This window comes from Pseudomonas sp. KCJK9016 (genome assembly GCF_046231795.1).
Taxonomy (GTDB): Bacteria; Pseudomonadota; Gammaproteobacteria; order Pseudomonadales; family Pseudomonadaceae; genus Aquipseudomonas; species Aquipseudomonas bananamidigenes.
The window spans coordinates 33,217-48,069 of record NZ_JBJJMM010000003.1; the positions used below are offsets into that span (position 1 = coordinate 33,217).

Annotated in this window: 13 protein-coding genes; 3 read left to right on the top strand and 10 right to left on the bottom strand. The window is 59.6% G+C overall.

Annotated elements, in window-relative coordinates; translation table 11 throughout:
• Nucleotides 1–11 precede the first annotated feature (11 nt).
• Complete coding sequence (locus ACK6BI_RS03275) at nt 12–3,053, top strand: multidrug efflux RND transporter permease subunit (RefSeq protein ID WP_409315983.1); 3,042 nt, start codon at nt 12–14, stop codon at nt 3,051–3,053.
• Between the two features lie 67 nt (nt 3,054–3,120).
• Here ACK6BI_RS03275 and ACK6BI_RS03280 read toward each other — a convergent pair whose 3' ends face one another.
• From ACK6BI_RS03280 to colR, 5 genes are all read right to left on the bottom strand, one after another.
• Nucleotides 3,121–3,348, bottom strand: a complete 228-nt coding sequence (locus ACK6BI_RS03280; protein ID WP_065258604.1) for a hypothetical protein — start codon at nt 3,346–3,348, stop codon at nt 3,121–3,123.
• Nucleotides 3,349–3,350: 2 nt separating this feature from the next.
• Complete coding sequence (locus ACK6BI_RS03285; RefSeq protein ID WP_409315984.1) at nt 3,351–4,064, bottom strand: lipopolysaccharide kinase InaA family protein; 714 nt, start codon at nt 4,062–4,064, stop codon at nt 3,351–3,353.
• Between the two features lie 4 nt (nt 4,065–4,068).
• Nucleotides 4,069–4,737 carry a class I SAM-dependent methyltransferase gene (locus ACK6BI_RS03290; protein WP_065258606.1) on the bottom strand — a complete coding sequence of 223 codons (669 nt, stop codon included), beginning with the start codon at nt 4,735–4,737 and terminating at the stop codon, nt 4,069–4,071.
• A gap of 124 nt (nt 4,738–4,861) precedes the next feature.
• Nucleotides 4,862–6,172, bottom strand: a complete 1,311-nt coding sequence (locus ACK6BI_RS03295; RefSeq protein WP_409315985.1) for a sensor histidine kinase — start codon at nt 6,170–6,172, stop codon at nt 4,862–4,864.
• Nucleotides 6,162–6,845 (bottom strand): two-component system response regulator ColR, encoded by a 684-nt coding sequence (gene colR, locus ACK6BI_RS03300; RefSeq protein ID WP_065258608.1) that lies wholly within the window; start codon nt 6,843–6,845, stop codon nt 6,162–6,164. Before colR ends, ACK6BI_RS03295 begins: the two co-directional genes overlap by 11 nt.
• A gap of 203 nt (nt 6,846–7,048) precedes the next feature.
• Here colR and ACK6BI_RS03305 point away from each other — a divergent pair, with 203 nt between their 5' ends.
• Nucleotides 7,049–8,998 carry an LTA synthase family protein gene (locus ACK6BI_RS03305; RefSeq protein ID WP_409315986.1) on the top strand — a complete coding sequence of 650 codons (1,950 nt, stop codon included), beginning with the start codon at nt 7,049–7,051 and terminating at the stop codon, nt 8,996–8,998.
• 102 nt (nt 8,999–9,100) lie between these two features.
• Here ACK6BI_RS03305 and groL read toward each other — a convergent pair whose 3' ends face one another.
• The 4 genes from groL to ACK6BI_RS03325 all read right to left on the bottom strand — a co-directional run bounded on the left by groL (nt 9,101) and on the right by ACK6BI_RS03325 (nt 12,624).
• A complete protein-coding gene (gene groL / locus ACK6BI_RS03310; RefSeq protein ID WP_409315987.1) occupies nt 9,101–10,747 on the bottom strand; it encodes a chaperonin GroEL in 1,647 nt (548 codons plus the stop codon).
• Nucleotides 10,748–10,796: 49 nt separating this feature from the next.
• Complete coding sequence (locus tag ACK6BI_RS03315; RefSeq protein ID WP_011335724.1) at nt 10,797–11,090, bottom strand: co-chaperone GroES; 294 nt, start codon at nt 11,088–11,090, stop codon at nt 10,797–10,799.
• Between the two features lie 260 nt (nt 11,091–11,350).
• Nucleotides 11,351–11,827 carry an FxsA family protein gene (locus tag ACK6BI_RS03320; RefSeq protein ID WP_409315988.1) on the bottom strand — a complete coding sequence of 159 codons (477 nt, stop codon included), beginning with the start codon at nt 11,825–11,827 and terminating at the stop codon, nt 11,351–11,353.
• A gap of 65 nt (nt 11,828–11,892) precedes the next feature.
• The gene (locus ACK6BI_RS03325) at nt 11,893–12,624 is read right to left on the bottom strand and encodes a HugZ family protein (protein ID WP_409315989.1); all 732 of its coding nucleotides are present in this window, start codon (nt 12,622–12,624) and stop codon (nt 11,893–11,895) included.
• A 166-nt stretch (nt 12,625–12,790) separates the two neighbouring features.
• On the opposite strand from ACK6BI_RS03325, the gene ACK6BI_RS03330 reads away from it, so the two are divergent.
• Nucleotides 12,791–13,549, top strand: coding sequence for an SDR family oxidoreductase (locus tag ACK6BI_RS03330; protein WP_409315990.1), 759 nt, complete (start codon nt 12,791–12,793; stop codon nt 13,547–13,549).
• Nucleotides 13,550–13,686: 137 nt separating this feature from the next.
• Here the strand turns inward: ACK6BI_RS03330 and apbC are convergent, their stop codons facing one another.
• A complete protein-coding gene (apbC, locus tag ACK6BI_RS03335; protein ID WP_409315991.1) occupies nt 13,687–14,781 on the bottom strand; it encodes an iron-sulfur cluster carrier protein ApbC in 1,095 nt (364 codons plus the stop codon).
• Between the last annotated feature and the right edge of the window lie 72 nt (nt 14,782–14,853).

Here is a 14,853-nt window from a genome sequence, read left to right on the forward strand (position 1 = left end):
AAGGAACCCCCATGGCCTTTACCGATCCGTTCATTCGCCGCCCGGTGCTCGCCACCGTGGTCAGCCTGCTGATTGTGCTGCTGGGCTTCCAGGCCTGGAGCAAGCTGCCGCTGCGCCAATACCCACAAATGGAAAACGCCCTGATCACGGTGACCACCGCTTATCCAGGAGCCAACGCCGAAACCATTCAGGGCTATATCACCCAGCCGATGCAACAGAGCCTGGCGAGTGCCGAGGGCATCGACTACATGACCTCGGTCAGCCGCCAGAACTTCTCGGTGATCTCGATCTATGCACGCATCGGCTCCAACAGCGATCGTCTGTTCACCGAACTGCTGGCCAAGGCCAACGAGGTCAAGAACAAACTGCCGCAGGACGCCGAAGACCCGGTGCTGAGCAAGGAGTCCGCCGATGCCTCGGCGCTGATGTACATCAGCTTCTTCAGCAAGGAGTTGAGCAACCCGCAGATCACCGACTACCTGTCACGGGTGATCCAGCCAAAACTGGCGACCCTGCCGGGCATGGCCGAAGCCGAGATTCTGGGTAACCAGGTGTTCGCCATGCGTCTGTGGATAGACCCGGTGAAGCTCGCCGGATTCGGCCTCAGCGCAAGCGACGTGACCAATGCCGTGCGCCAGTACAACTTCCTCTCCGCCGCCGGCGAAGTGAAAGGCGAATACGTGGTCACCAGCATCAACGCCAACACTGAGCTGAAGTCCGCCGAGGCATTCGGCAAGATTCCGCTCAAGGTCAATGGAGACAGCCGCGTACTGCTGAGCGATGTGGCGCGGGTGGAAATGGGGGCGGAGAACTACAACTCCATCAGTTCCTTCGGCGGTACGCCGTCGGTGTACATCGGCATCAAGGCTACCCCTGGGGCCAACCCGCTGGACGTGATCAAGGAAGTGCGCAAGATCATGCCGGAACTGGAAGCCCAGTTGCCGCCCAACCTCAAGAGCGAGATCGCCTACGACGCCACGCTGTTCATCCAGGCGTCCATCGACGAGGTGGTGAAAACCCTGTTCGAGGCGGTGCTGATCGTGATCGTGGTGGTGTTCCTGTTCCTCGGCGCCCTGCGTTCGGTGGTGATCCCGGTGGTGACCATCCCGCTGTCGATGATCGGCGTGATGTTCTTCATGCAGATGATGGGTTACTCGATCAACCTGCTGACCCTGCTGGCAATGGTGCTGGCAATCGGGCTGGTGGTGGACGACGCCATCGTCGTGGTGGAAAACATCCACCGGCATATCGAGGAAGGCAAGACACCGCTGGAGGCCGCTCTGGAGGGTGCCCGGGAAATCGCGATGCCGGTGGTGTCGATGACCATCACCCTGGCGGCGGTGTATGCACCGATCGGTTTCCTCACCGGGCTGACCGGTGCGTTGTTCAAGGAGTTCGCGTTGACCCTGGCCGGCGCCGTGGTGATTTCCGGCATCGTCGCCCTGACTTTGTCGCCGATGATGTGCGCACTGCTGTTGCGCCACGAGGAAAACCCCACCGGCCTTGCCCATCGACTCGACAGTATCTTCGACAGCCTCAAGCGCCGTTATCAGCGCATGCTGCACGGCACTCTCGATACGCGCCCGGTGGTGCTGGTGTTCGCGGTGATCGTGCTGTGCCTGATTCCGGTGCTGCTCAAGTTCACCAAATCGGAACTGGCGCCGGATGAAGACCAGGGCATCATTTTCATGATGGCCAACGCACCGCAACCGACCAACCTCGATTACCTGAACACTTATACCGAAGAATTCGTGAAGATCTTCAAGGAATTCCCGGAGTACTACTCATCGTTCCAGATCAATGGCTACAACGGTGTGCAGAGCGGCATCGGCGGCTTCCTGCTCAAGCCATGGAACGAACGCCACCGTACCCAGATGCAGATCCTTCCTGAAGTCCAGGGCAAGCTCGGCAGCATTCCAGGCCTGCAGATCTTCGGTTTCAACCTGCCCTCCCTGCCTGGCACCGGTGAAGGTCTGCCGTTCGAGTTCGTGATCAACACCGCCAATGACTACGAGCCGTTGCTGCAGGTGGCCGACCGGATCAAGAAACGTGCGATGGAGTCGGGCAAGTTCGCGTTCGTCGACCTGGATCTGGCCTTCGACAAACCGGAAGTCGTGGTCGATATCGACCGTGCCAAGGCAGCACAGATGGGCGTCTCGATGCAGGATCTGGGCGGCACGCTCGCCACCTTGCTGGGCGAGGCGGAAATCAACCGTTTCACCATCGAAGGGCGCAGCTACAAGGTCATCGCCCAAGTCGAGCGGGCCTATCGCGACAATCCGGACTGGCTGAACAATTACTACGTGAAAAACACCCAGGGCGACTTGTTGCCCCTGTCGACCCTTATCACCGTGACCGACCGGGCACGACCGCGACAGCTCAATCAGTTCCAGCAGCTCAATGCGGCGAAGCTGTCCGGATTTCCGCTGGTCAGCATGGGCGAAGCCATCGACAGCGTGTTGCAGATCGCCCGGGAAGAAGCTCCTGCCGGGTTTGCCTTCGACTATGGCGGCGCCTCACGGCAGTTCGTGCAGGAAGGCAGCGCGCTATGGGTCACTTTCGCCCTGGCGCTGGCGATCATTTTCCTGGTACTGGCCGCCCAGTTCGAGAGCTTCCGCGATCCGCTGGTGATCCTGGTGACCGTACCGCTGTCGATCTGCGGGGCGTTGATCCCGCTGTTCCTCGGCTGGTCGAGCATGAACATCTACACTCAGGTCGGCCTGGTGACGCTGATCGGCCTGATCAGCAAGCACGGGATCCTGATCGTCGAGTTTGCCAATCAGTTGCGCAAGGAAAAGGGGCTGACGGCTCGGGAAGCCGTGGAGGAAGCGGCAGCCATTCGCTTGCGGCCGGTGCTGATGACCACTGCCGCGATGGTGTTCGGCATGGTGCCACTGATCGTGGCCACAGGTGCCGGCGCGGTCAGTCGTTTTGATATCGGTACGGTGATTGCCACCGGGATGTCGATCGGGACACTGTTTACCCTGTTTGTTCTGCCCTGTGTCTATACCCTGCTGGCCAGCCCCGACCCCAAGCCTTCCACTTCCAGCTGATGCCGCAATAAAAAAGGCCTCGCATATGCAAGGCCTTTGGCTCTTGTAGAAAGAGGCTTCAATCGATTCAACTCTGCGGCCTCATCCGTTGAGAAAGCCCGAACATGAACAGCAGCAGATCATGGTCCGGTTGAGTGGCCACGGTGGCCTTGGCCACCCGTGGCATCGGGCAATGGGCATCGTTGCCCGATTTGCCGATCACCTGCATTTGTGGCTGTTCCCAGGCCGCCACCGCCAATGATGCAACTGCCAAGGCTCCTACCAGAAACAAACCTCGCGCAATTTCTAGTTTCATCGCTATAAACCCTTGATAGCGCTGCCAAACGCCGTCTCGTAAAAATAGACGAGTTTTTTCCAGTCCGTAGGGCTGAACGACGAGTGGCGACGCAATTGTTTCATGTCGTGGGACGCCGCACGATAAGCGGTCAGGCGCTGGCGGCATTTTTCCAGATCGATCAGCGCCACTTGGACGTTGGCCGACTCACCCTCGCCGGTGACACTGACAAAAACGTGCTTGATATAAATGCAGCTGTGCTGCCAGCGGCCCTTGTGCATGCGGGCCAGATTCTCGGCGAGGTCCTTGAGCACGCGTTCATACACGGCTTCACCGTGTCGCTCGCGACCGCCTCCCGCTTCCCACTGTTCAAGTTCCTGGAAACCGTCCAGCGATTTGGTGACCAGCAACGCCCGCCACTTGTGCTCTGGATCGGGCTGCGCACCACAAAAAACGACTTCCGGTACCCGGACGCCCAACCGGGTCACGCCGGTCAGCGCATCGAGTTCACGCAATACGGTCGGCCGCCCGAAGGGGTGCAGCCAACTGCGATAGATATGTCCTGTCTGGCGTTTGGCATACAGCAGTTGCCCATCGCGCCCCACCACTCGCTGCACTCCACTTTCGCCACCACGACGCACGTTGGGTTCTTCTACCCATTCACCGCGCTGGTTCCAGTAATAGTCGAAGCGATCCTGGGGAGCGACTTCCGTTTCTGCTGCAAATTGCACTGCCATCCTCTTACCTCTTGCGTAATACGTAAACTCGCCACATGGCATAGAGCGGAATGAAGTCCAGTTGTTCCTGGATCCTGAATCCTGCCGCTTCGAATTCCTTTTCAACCGTAGCGGCCGGTAACACAAACCGGTTCTGGTAACCTTCCTGTCCGCGCCGTTTCTCGGCGCGCTTGCGTTTCCAGGCCTTGAAATTGCCATCCACCCACAACGAAATGATCACACTGTCCCGGGTCACGCGTTCGAATTCACGCAGAATGGCCTGCCGATGTTCGGCTTCGCCGATGTGGTGCAGCAGACGCATGCAGAAAATGCTGTCCACGGCATTGTCAGGCAAGGCAATGTCGAACGCCGACGTGTGCAAGGGTTGCACCCGCTTCACCACGTCCGCCGGCTGCGCCTGCATCGCCGTCCTGATCATCGACTCGGAATTGTCTGCCCCGATGATTACCCGATTGGGTTTTTCTGCCAGCAACGGCCAGAAACGCCCGGCACCGCACGGCAGATCCAGCACCAGTCCCGGTTCGCCGACCAGAGTCAACGCCTTGCGGGCCAACTGTTGATCACGCCAGTTGGACAGGCGACGTCCCAGACCATCTTGGTGCTTGCGCAGATATTTCTGCGCATGGTTATCGTCGTACTTCTCGGAAAAATCGAGCTTGATCGGGCCGGCCATTATCGGGACTCCTGAATTGCTGATATCCCCACCTTATGCAGGGACGTGTCAGCGTCAGGTCATCCCTTTGTGAAAAAAACGTCGCGTAAACCCACGAACTATTTCAAGGTTATACAGCATTTGTTCAGGTTGGCAGCTTTTTTGTGCTGTTTGGGAGGGATTCGCGTTTGCCAAGATCTACTTCGAAACGGCAGCCATTGGGCTCCATCGTACTCAAACTGACGCTCCAACCCTGGTTTTCGCAGATACGTTGAACCAGTGAAAGCCCGAGACCAAGGCCTTCTCCGCGTTTTTCATTACCGCGCACGAAAGGTTTGAACATCTCCTGACGTTTCTCCTCGGGAATGCCCACGCCCGAGTCTTCGACCACAAAACCGTTGGCATTGAGCGTCAACCGGATGAAACCCTGCTCGGTGTAGTGCAATGCGTTACGCAGCAGATTGCCCATTACCGCATTGAGCAACGTGGCGTTGTAAGGGGTGTCCGGCGGGTTGCCCGGTTCGAAAATCAGCTTCAGCCCCTTGGATTCGATCGGCTCGCGCCACAGGCCCAACAAATTGTCCGCCACCTGACCGAGGCTGTGCCGGGGCCCCGCCCCCGCATCTTCGCGCTGAGCGCGGGCCAGCATCAGGAAAGTCTGCACCAGTTCGCGCATTTCTTCGCTGGCTCGGGCAATCCGCTCGACCTGGGCACGACCGCGCTGATCGATGTCCGGGTTTTCCAGCAGCAACTCACAGGAACTGGCCAACACCATCAAAGGCGTACGCAGCTCATGGCTGACATCACTGGTGAACAGCCGCTCGCGGGTCAGTGCCTGGCGCAGACGCCCCAACGTCGCATCGAAGGCCACCGCCAGCTCGCCCACTTCATCGGCGGCGTAGTCCGGGGCCAGCGGCGGGGCCAGCCCCAGTAACTGATCGCGGTGACGCACCTGACGCGCCAGCCGTACCACGGGCGCCATCACCTTGCGCGCCAGCACCCAGCCCAGGAACACCGCCAGCGCCAGACTGAGCACGAAGCCCACCAGCACCACAGCGAACAGCACGCGCTCACGCTCTTCGAAATCGCTTTGATCCTGCAGCAACACATAGCGTCGGCCATCGACGATTTCGACCATGGCGTGATACGACAGCTGTTCGCGGAAAACTTCGTGGAACCCCGAGTCCAGGTGCCGCAGATCCTTGGGCAGCTCGAAGTCGCCAGGACCGCCGCTGAAATAGAACAGCTGATCCGGCTCCGGCCGGTGGCTCCAGTCCGAGACATTGTCCATCAGCAACAGACGCTGCAGGTCGCCGCCCAGCCCGGCAGAGATCAGTTTTTCTTCCACCAGGTGCACCGTCGCGACGATGCCCATGGCGAAGGCCCCTGCCACCAGCGCACTCATCAACGCAAAAGCGATGATGATCCTCTGGGCAAGGCTTTGCTTAAACTCCATCGCGGCCCTCGGCCAGGCGATAGCCGACGCCGTGCACGGTGTGCAGCAGTGGTTTGGCGAAAGGCTTGTCGATCACCTGGCGCAACTGGTGGACGTGGCTGCGCAGGCTGTCGCTGTCCGGGCAGTCATCGCCCCACAGGGCTTCTTCGAGAATTTCCCGACGCAGCACATGCGGGCTTTTCTGCATTAATACCGCGAGCAGTTTCAGGCCGACCGGGTTGAGCTTGAGCAATTTGCCTTCGCGGGTCACTTCAAGCGTGTCGAGGTCGTAACTCAGGTCGCCGACCTGCAGGGAGCGACGACCGCCGCCCTGGGTCCGGCGCATCACCGCCTCGACTCGCGCCGCAAGCTCCGACAGGGCGAAAGGTTTGACCAGATAATCGTCGGCCCCGGACTTGAAGCCCTGCAGGCGGTCATCGAGCTGGTCGCGGGCGGTGAGCATGATCACCGGCGTGTCGCGGCGGGCATCTTCGCGCAGGCGTTTGCACAGGGTATAGCCATCGATGCCCGGCAACATGATGTCGAGCACGATCAGGTCATAGTGTTCGGTGGCTGCCAGATGCAGGCCCGACAGACCGTCCTGGGCGCAATCGACGGTATAGCCCTTCAGGCCCAGGTAATCAGCCAGGTTGGCCAGGATATCGCGGTTGTCTTCGACCAATAGAATTCGCATGGGCACCTCTTGCGTACACAGTAACGGCCATCATGGCCCGCGCAGCTTACGGCCTGTTTCGGCTCAGGGCTAGGGTTGGCGTCCCGACAGCTGAATTTGCCTGACTTAAATAATTTTTTAACAAAGTTTTCACTATCGATTCACAACCTGATTACAGTGGCGCCGCGAAACTCCCGCGCCATTGATAAAAGGAACTAAACACAATGGTTTTTCTCAAGACGGCGCCGATGCGCTATCTGCAACTGGTCACCGGCACCTGGCTGGCGGTATTCCTCCTCACCCGTATCGTTCTGCTGCTGACTCATCTGAATGAGGCCGGTGGTGGATCGTTGTCCGTGTTCGGCATCGGCCTGGTATACGACCTGGCCTTCCTCGCCTATGCCGCCCTGCCGATGGGGCTGTATCTGTTGCTGTGTCCGCCGGCTCTGTGGCGCCGCCGGGGTCACCGCTGGTTCCTTCAGGGACTGCTGACCGTCAGCCTCTACGCCATGTTGTTCACGGCAGTGGCCGAATGGCTGTTCTGGGACGAGTTCGGGGTTCGCTTCAACTTCATCGCCGTCGATTATCTGGTGTATTCCGACGAAGTGCTGAACAACGTGCTTGAGTCCTACCCGATCGGCAAGTTGCTGAGCCTTCTGGCAGTGCTGGCCATCGCGCTGAGTTTCGCGCTGCGCAAGCCGTTCAATGCCGCACTCGACGCCCCGCTGCCGCCACTGCGTGGTCGGCTGCTCAATGCGCTGGCGCTGTTGGTGGTGGCGGGTCTGAGTCTGCAACTGATCAGCCAGGACGCACCGCGCGCCCAGGGTGGCAACGCCTATCAGAACGAACTGGCGAGCAATGGCCCGTATCAGTTCTTCGCCGCATTCCGTAATAACGAGCTGGATTACAGCCAGTTCTACAAGAGCCTGCCGACGGATACAGTCGCCAGTCAGATGCGTGCCGAACTGAATGAGCCCAATGCCCGTTTCGTCGGTCAGGATCCACAGGATATCCGCCGCAATATCGACAACCCCGGTGTCACCCGCAAACCGAACATTGTGCTGGTGACCATTGAAAGCCTCAGTGCCAAATACCTGGGCAGCAACGGTGACGGGCGCAACCTGACGCCGAACCTCGACGCGTTGCGCAAGCAGAGCCTTTACTTCAACAATTTCTACGCCACCGGCACCCGTACCGACCGGGGTCTGGAAGCCATCACCCTGGCCATTCCACCGACACCGGGCCGTTCGATCGTCAAACGCATCGGTCGCGAAAGCGGTTTCGCCAGCCTCGGCCAGCAACTGAGCGCGGTCGGCTATGACAGCGTGTTCGTCTACGGCGGCCGTGGCTACTTCGACAATATGAACGCGTTCTTCAGCGGCAACGGCTATCGCGTTGTCGACCAGAGCAGCGTCGATGAGTCGGAAATCCACTTCAAGAATGCCTGGGGCATGGCCGACGAAGATCTGTACAAGCAGACCCTGAAACTGGCGGACGCCGATTACGCCAGACAGCAACCCTTCCTGTTGCAGTTGATGACTACGTCCAACCATCGGCCCTACACCTATCCGGAAAACCGCATCGACATCAAGTCGGGTAACGGTCGCGACGGCGCGGTGAAGTACACCGACTACGCCATCGGCCAGTTCCTGGAGCAGGCGCGGCAGAAACCGTGGTTCGACAACACGATCTTTATCTTCGTCGCCGACCACACCGCCGGCAGTGCAGGCAAGGAAGACCTGCCGATCACCAACTACCAGATCCCGCTGTTCATCTATGCGCCCAAGCTGATCGAGCCACGGGAAAACGCGCAACTGGCCAGCCAGATCGATCTCGCGCCGACCCTGCTGGGGTTGTTGAACCTGGATTACCAATCGACGTTCTTCGGTCGAAATCTGCTGCAGGACAACCCGCTGCCGCCTCGGGTCGTGGTAGGCAACTATCAGCACCTGGGCCTGTTCGACGGCAAGGACCTGGCGATCCTCAGCCCACGCCAGGGCCTGCGCCGGCATGACGATGCGCTGAGCGAGAGCCGCGAATCCCGGGTCGACAGCAACGATCCGCTGATCAGCCGCGCGATCTCGTATTACCAGACCGCCAGCTATGGCTTCAAGCAACAGCTGCTTGGCTGGAAAGCCCCCAAAGAGGGCCATCCACAAGTCAGTGAACGCTGATCGAAATGCCTCGGGCCGATGATCCCGAGGCTTTTTGACGGGCAATAAAAAACCCCGCCTGCTCATCGCAGGCGGGGTTTTTCGTTTCGGGGTGAGGCTGACTTACATCATGCCGCCCATGCCACCCATGCCGCCCATGTCCGGCATGCCGCCGCCCACAGGTGCATCTTTCTTCGGTGCTTCGGCAACAGCCGCTTCGGTGGTCAGGATCAGACCGCCGATGGAAGCTGCAGCTTGCAGAGCCGAACGGGTGACCTTGGTTGGGTCCAGGATACCCATTTCGATCATGTCGCCGTATTCGCCGGAAGCTGCGTTGTAACCGAAGTTACCTTTGCCGTTCTTCACTTCGTTGACCACAACGCTAGGCTCGTCACCGCTGTTGGCGGAGATCTGACGCAGCGGTGCTTCAACGGCACGACGCAGCACCGCGATACCGACGTCCTGATCGGCGTTGTCGCCTTTCAGTTCGCTGATGGCTTGCAGAGCGCGGATCAGCGCAACGCCGCCGCCAGGCACCACGCCTTCTTCAACGGCTGCACGGGTAGCGTGCAGGGCGTCTTCAACGCGGGCTTTCTTCTCTTTCATTTCTACTTCGGAACCAGCGCCAACCTTGATCACTGCAACGCCGCCGGACAGCTTGGCCAGACGCTCCTGCAGTTTTTCACGGTCGTAGTCCGAGGAAGTCTCGGCCACCTGGGCACGGATCTGGGCGATACGGGCTTCGATGTCGCTCTGAACGCCAGCACCGTCAACGATGATGGTGTTTTCCTTGGACAAGGTCACACGCTTGGCGCTGCCCAGGTGTTCCAGGGTGGTGCTTTCCAGGCTCAGGCCGATCTCTTCGGAGATCACGGTACCGCCAGTCAGAACGGCGATGTCCTGCAGCATGGCCTTGCGACGGTCGCCGAAGCCTGGCGCCTTGACGGCTGCGACTTTAACGATGCCACGCATGTTGTTCACGACCAGCGTCGCCAGGGCTTCGCCTTCAACGTCTTCGGCAACGATCAGCAGCGGACGGCCGGCTTTGGCAACAGCTTCCAGTACTGGCAGCATTTCGCGGATGTTCGAGATCTTCTTGTCGACCAGCAGGATCAGCGCGCCTTCCAGCTCGGCAACCATGGTGTCCGGCTTGTTGACGAAGTACGGGGACAGGTAGCCACGGTCGAACTGCATGCCTTCTACAACCGACAGTTCGTTTTCCAGGCCCGAGCCTTCTTCAACGGTGATCACGCCTTCTTTACCGACTTTTTCCATGGCTTCGGCAATGATGTCGCCGATGGAGTTGTCGGAGTTGGCGGAGATGGTGCCGACCTGAGCGATGGCCTTGGTGTCGGCGCATGGCTTGGACAGGGCTTTCAGCTCTTTGACGATCGCGATGGTCGCTTTGTCGATACCGCGTTTCAGGTCCATCGGGTTCATGCCGGCAGCGACGGCTTTCAGGCCTTCGTTGACGATCGACTGAGCCAGCACGGTAGCGGTGGTAGTACCGTCACCGGCGTCATCGTTGGCACGGGAGGCAACGTCTTTGACCAGCTGCGCGCCCATGTTTTCGAAACGGTCTTCCAGCTCGATTTCCTTGGCAACGGAAACGCCGTCCTTGGTGATGGTCGGAGCGCCGAAGCTCTTCTCGAGGATCACGTTACGGCCTTTCGGGCCCAGGGTCGCTTTTACCGCGTCAGCCAGGACGTTTACGCCAACCAGCATTTTCTTGCGAGCGGAATCGCCGAATTTAACTTCTTTAGCAGCCATGATCGATATTCCTTAAATACTTTGTAGTAGCGGGAAAATGAGCGGGTAATCAGCCTTCGATAACAGCGAGGATTTCGTTCTCGCTCATTACCAGCAGGTCTTCGCCGTCGACTTTCACAGTGTTGCTGCCGGAGTACGGACCGAACACAACCTTGTCGCCTACTTTTACCGACAGTGCTCGCACTTCACCGCTTTCCAGTGCCTTGCCCGGGCCTACAGCCAGAATCTCACCGTGGTTGGCTTTCTCGGCAGCCGAACCTGGCAGGACGATACCGCCAGCGGTTTTCTTTTCTTCTTCGCTGCGACGGATGACGACGCGGTCATGCAGAGGACGAAGCTTCATTGTCGATCTCTCCTAATTGTGGTTTTCATCGGCCGGTGTAGTCCCGGCGGGTTTAACGAATCCGGCCTGCGCCGGTTGCGGTTCGTCGAGCGAACCGCGGAAGTCTGTCCGGTTCAGATAACCGGAAACCTTTCGGTGACCGATACATAGGGGCGCCTATGCTTATTACAAGGGTGGGGGCTAAATTTTTTTTGCGGTGAGCTTCATGATTAACCACACAAACGAACACGGCACCCGAAGGTGCCGTGTGAGTGCAGAAGTCATTTGCTGTCGCGGTGTTCGAATTCGCCTTCGATCACATCGCCTTCGCGGCCCAGAGGCTGACGCGGTGCAGGACCGCCGCGAGGTTGCAGGTCATCGGCGAACGCACGCTGACGCATGGCCTGCTCTTCGGCGCGCTGACGCATTTTGCTGGCGAACAGACGACGGCTGAACGGCAACAGCAACACAAGACCGACCACATCACTGATGAAGCCCGGCAGGATCAACAGGCCACCGGCCAGGGCCAGCATCAGGCCTTCGAGCATGGTCTGCGCAGGCAGTTCGCCGCGGTTCAGGCTTTCACGGGCACGAAGGGCTGTGGCCAGGCCGGCGATGCGCAGCACGAACACGCCGAACATCGAGCCGAGAATGATCAGCAGCAGGGCCGGGAAAAATCCGATCGATCCTGCCACTTTGACGAATACGAACAGCTCCAGCACCGGGAACAGTAGAAAGAGCAACAAGAAAGGGCGCATCAAAATTTCCTCAACGCAAGAAATGCCTTGCAGTAAGCCTTAGATGACGTCGCCCTTTCGTGAATTCAAGCGTCGGCCACCGCATTTTTTGGCCAGACCTCGGCGTGAGCCAGAGAAACCAAGGCCTCGCGCACTTGTATCGGCGTATGACAAGGTGCTTGAAACGGCAGCCAGTACAGCGCCTGACCGATGCGCAGGTGCATGCCTTCGGTGTCGATCCCGGCCATTTGTGCCGGGACGGTTTTCGGCAGCCCGGCGAGATCGACGTAATGCGCGATGGCCTTGGCATGATCGCTGTTCATGTGTTCGACCATGCTGATCTCGGCCTTGCCGGCGAACGGGTTGGCTAGGGTCAGGTGATCGACCCAGTGAATCGCACCGAAACCGCCGATGTAGCGATGACGCACAGGCTTGAGCACCCAGAAATCGAAATCGTGGGCCTTGTGGTAATTCTGCGATTCGGGGAAATAGCGGTAGTAACGCTCGGCAGCCGCTTCGATGGCCGCAGCGTCTTCGAGCTTTTCCGCTTCCGCCAGATAGGTCAGGCGGCCAACGGCCTGCACATCATCGGCGTCGCGCTCCCCCACCAGCAGCGAACACTTCGGGTCTTTCTGAAGGTTATGGGTGTGCTGGGCGATGCGGCTGATCAGGATCAACGGCCGGCCCTGCTCGTCCAGGCAGTAGGGAACCACGGAGCCGAACGGAAAACCGGGCATTGATTTGGAGTGGGTCGACAATACGCCACGGTATTCCTTGAGAAGCAATTCTCGGGCATTCTTGGCCGCTTCAACGCTCAATTTATGACTCCTTAAATAAAGTCCGTCATAAAAACGGACGGGCGCTCGGGATCAAGTCCCGTTTACACCATCGGGCAATTCTCATGTGCAACCTGCCCAAAGCCGGTGCAGATCGGGAGACGCCCTGCAAGCAACACCACTCTGACCTGCTCTCGGGGGCATGCGAATGCAACTCAACGACAAAGTAATCATTATCACTGGCGGTTGCCAAGGCCTGGGCCGCTCGATGGCCGAGTATTTCGCAGGCAAGGGCGCGAAGCTGGCACTGGTCGACCTGAACCAGGAAAAGCTCGATGACGCGGTCGCGGCCTGCAAGGCCAAGGGTGTCGAAGCCCGCAGCTACCTGTGCAACGTTGCCAATGAAGAGCAGGTGACGCACATGGTCGCCCAGGTCGCCGAAGACTTCGGCGCGATCCACGGCCTGATCAACAACGCGGGGATCCTGCGTGACGGTCTGCTGCTCAAGGTCAAGGACGGCGAAATGACCAAGATGGGCCTGGCCCAGTGGCAGGCAGTGATCGACGTCAATTTGACCGGCGTGTTCCTCTGCACCCGTGAAGTCGCAGCCAAAATGGTCGAGCTGAAGAACAGCGGCGCGATCATCAACATCTCATCGATCTCCCGTGCGGGCAACGTCGGCCAGACCAACTACTCCGCCGCCAAGGCCGGTGTCGCTGCGGCGACCGTGACCTGGGCCAAGGAGCTGGCGCGTTACGGCATTCGCGTGGCCGGCATCGCACCGGGTTTTATCGAGACCGAGATGACTCTGGGCATGAAACCCGAAGCGCTAGAGAAAATGACGTCGGGCATTCCGCTCAAGCGCATGGGCAAGCCGGAAGAGATCGCCCATTCGGCGGCGTACATCTTCGAGAACGAGTACTACACCGGCCGGATCCTGGAAATGGATGGCGGGTTGCGCATCTAGCCGACAACACAAAACCCAATGTGGGAGCGAGCCTGCTCGCGAACGCAGAGTGTCATTCAACCCATCAGTTGTCTGATCCACCGCATTCGCGAGCAAGCCCGCTCCCACAGTTTTGTCCTGCGTCTTACCGATACGTTTTAATCGTCGCTGATGGTGATGTTCGGCATCGCCGGCGACGCCGCTTCCTGCAACACGATCCGCGCACCGACGTGGCGGGCCAGTTCCTGATAGACCATGGCGATCTGGCTGTCCGGCTCGGCAATCACCGTCGGCTTGCCACCATCGGCCTGCTCGCGGATCAACATCGACAGCGGCAGCGAAGCCAGCAGTTCGACGCCGTACCGGGTCGCCAGTTTCTCGCCACCGCCCTCACCGAACAGGTGCTCGGCATGACCGCAGTTCGAGCAGATATGCACGGCCATGTTTTCCACCACGCCCAGCACCGGAATGTTTACCTTGCGGAACATCTCCACGCCTTTACGCGCATCGAGCAGCGCCAGATCCTGCGGCGTGGTGACGATCACGGCGCCGGCCACCGGGACTTTCTGCGCCAGGGTCAGCTGGATGTCGCCGGTGCCTGGCGGCATGTCGATCACCAGGTAATCCAGATCGCCCCAGGCAGTTTGCGTGACCAGTTGCAACAGTGCACCGGACACCATCGGTCCGCGCCAGACCATCGGTGTGTTGTCGTCGGTCAGGAAGGCCATCGACATCACTTCCACGCCATGGGCCTGCAGCGGCACGAACCACTTCTGATCCTTGACCTGCGGGCGGGTGCCCTCGGCAATGCCGAACATGATCCCTTGGCTCGGGCCGTAGATATCGGCGTCGAGAATCCCGACCTTCGCGCCTTCGCGGGCCAGCGCCAGCGCCAGGTTGGCGGCGGTGGTGGACTTGCCCACACCGCCCTTGCCCGACGCCACCGCAACCACGTTCTTGACGTTGGCCAACCCCGGAATCTGCGCCTGGGCCTTGTGCGCGGCGATCACGCTGTTGACCTCGACCCTGGCTGTCACGACACCGTCGAGGTTTTCGATGGCCAGTTGCAGCAGTTGCGCCCAGCCGCTCTTGAACAGACCGGCGGCATAGCCGATTTCCAGCTGCACGCTGACGCGGTCACCGGCGATGTCGATGCTGCGCACGCAACCGGCGCTGACCGGATCCTGGTTCAGGTAAGGGTCGGTGTATTGGCTGAGGACGGCTTCCACCGCTGCGCGAGTGACGGCGCTCATGGGCAACTCCGATAACAAGACTGGAAAAGATGGCGGGTATCCTACGACACAAACCCGATAACGCGCTCACAG

What these genes read in the sequence shown, in the direction of transcription:
- ACK6BI_RS03275 (WP_409315983.1), top strand. Translation starts at nt 12, where the DNA reads ATGGCCTTTACCGATCCGTTCATTCGCCGCCCGGTGCTCGCCACCGTG.
- ACK6BI_RS03280 (WP_065258604.1), bottom strand. Translation starts at nt 3,348, where the DNA reads ATGAAACTAGAAATTGCGCGAGGTTTGTTTCTGGTAGGAGCCTTGGCA.
- ACK6BI_RS03285 (WP_409315984.1), bottom strand. Translation starts at nt 4,064, where the DNA reads ATGGCAGTGCAATTTGCAGCAGAAACGGAAGTCGCTCCCCAGGATCGC.
- ACK6BI_RS03290 (WP_065258606.1), bottom strand. Translation starts at nt 4,737, where the DNA reads ATGGCCGGCCCGATCAAGCTCGATTTTTCCGAGAAGTACGACGATAAC.
- ACK6BI_RS03295 (WP_409315985.1), bottom strand. Translation starts at nt 6,172, where the DNA reads ATGGAGTTTAAGCAAAGCCTTGCCCAGAGGATCATCATCGCTTTTGCG.
- colR (WP_065258608.1), bottom strand. Translation starts at nt 6,845, where the DNA reads ATGCGAATTCTATTGGTCGAAGACAACCGCGATATCCTGGCCAACCTG.
- ACK6BI_RS03305 (WP_409315986.1), top strand. Translation starts at nt 7,049, where the DNA reads ATGGTTTTTCTCAAGACGGCGCCGATGCGCTATCTGCAACTGGTCACC.
- groL (WP_409315987.1), bottom strand. Translation starts at nt 10,747, where the DNA reads ATGGCTGCTAAAGAAGTTAAATTCGGCGATTCCGCTCGCAAGAAAATG.
- ACK6BI_RS03315 (WP_011335724.1), bottom strand. Translation starts at nt 11,090, where the DNA reads ATGAAGCTTCGTCCTCTGCATGACCGCGTCGTCATCCGTCGCAGCGAA.
- ACK6BI_RS03320 (WP_409315988.1), bottom strand. Translation starts at nt 11,827, where the DNA reads ATGCGCCCTTTCTTGTTGCTCTTTCTACTGTTCCCGGTGCTGGAGCTG.
- ACK6BI_RS03330 (WP_409315990.1), top strand. Translation starts at nt 12,791, where the DNA reads ATGCAACTCAACGACAAAGTAATCATTATCACTGGCGGTTGCCAAGGC.
- apbC (WP_409315991.1), bottom strand. Translation starts at nt 14,781, where the DNA reads ATGAGCGCCGTCACTCGCGCAGCGGTGGAAGCCGTCCTCAGCCAATAC.